Source organism: Bradyrhizobium sp. 61 (genome assembly GCF_023073075.1).
GTDB classification, from domain to species: domain Bacteria; phylum Pseudomonadota; class Alphaproteobacteria; order Rhizobiales; family Xanthobacteraceae; genus Bradyrhizobium; species Bradyrhizobium barranii.
Genome location: NZ_JADPIU010000089.1, coordinates 1 through 590 on the forward strand (window position 1 = coordinate 1; position 590 = coordinate 590).

The 590-nt window shown below is 63.7% G+C and carries 1 protein-coding gene; it reads left to right on the plus strand.

The genetic code is table 11. The annotated features are described in order from the left end of the window. Positions 1 to 563: IS66 family transposase (locus IVB46_RS37920; protein WP_247344882.1), on the plus strand; the 563-nt coding region annotated here is incomplete at its 5' end. Positions 564 to 590: the final 27 nt, after the last annotated feature.

Genomic DNA, 590 nt, shown 5'->3' on the forward strand with positions numbered 1-590 from the left:
GCTGGGCGCACACAAGACGCAAGTTCTACGAGGTCGCTGAGGCGACCGGCTCGCCGGTGGCGGCCGAGGCGTTGCGCCGGATCGGCGAACTCTATGCCGTCGAAGCACGCGTGCGCGGGCAGTCGTCCCCTTATCGGCTTGCCGAGCGGCGCTCCTTCTCCAGACCGATCGTGCAAGCGCTGCATACCTGGCTGGAAGCGCAGCTTCCCCGCGTCGCCGGCCGCAGCACGCTTGCCGAGGCGATCCGTTACGCGCTCTCGCGCTGGGAAGGCCTGACGCGCTTCCTGCATGATGGACGCATCGAACTCGACACCAACCCGGTCGAGCGCGCGATCCGCCCGGTGGCGCTCGGTCGCAAGAACCACCTGTTTGCAGGCAGTGACGGTGGTGGTGAGCGTTGGGCGATCATCTGTTCGTTGATTGAAACCTGCAAACTCAACGGCGTCGAACCCTACGCTTATCTCACCGACGTGCTCACGCGCATGGTCGACGGACATCCGATCAACCGTCTCGACGAACTGCTGCCGTGGCTTTGGAAACCAGAGATTCATGTCAAGACCTGACTGACGTGCAAGAACCGGACGCATACG